This window comes from Acinetobacter sp. A47, from assembly GCF_000805455.1.
Classification (GTDB): Bacteria; Pseudomonadota; Gammaproteobacteria; order Pseudomonadales; family Moraxellaceae; genus Acinetobacter.
Window position 1 is genome coordinate 1 of sequence record NZ_JSUS01000038.1, and the last position, 393, is coordinate 393.

1 protein-coding gene is annotated in these 393 nt (G+C 31.3%); it reads right to left on the reverse strand.

Annotated features, from left to right (window positions below; all coding sequences use genetic code 11):
* Positions 1-393 (reverse strand): cytochrome-c peroxidase (locus OC23_RS09675; RefSeq protein ID WP_038344437.1); only part of this gene is annotated, 393 nt, incomplete at both ends.

Below are 393 nucleotides of genomic sequence, written 5' to 3' on the forward strand. Positions count from 1 at the left end.
CTGTTAAGTATTTTCCATTATGACAATTCATACAACGTGCTTTTGTGCGAAACAAATGCATGCCGTAAATCTCCTGATCTGATAAAGCTTTATAATCTCCATCTATAAAACGATCAAATCGACTGGGTTGACTTTTTATGGTTTTTTGAAAACTTGAAAGTGCTTTTGCTATTCTTTCATTTGTTACAGTTTCGTCATCAAAAGCATCTTTAAAAAGTTTTTTATAACCTTTGTATTGATTTATTTTTTCTGATAATTTACTTAGATCCATATCCATTTCATGAAATGCTGATAATGGTCCACTAACCTGATCTTCTAATGTATTAGCACGTCCATCCCAAAAGAAAGAAGTTCTTTCTCCTATATTGTACAAAGATTGAGTATTTCGAGTAC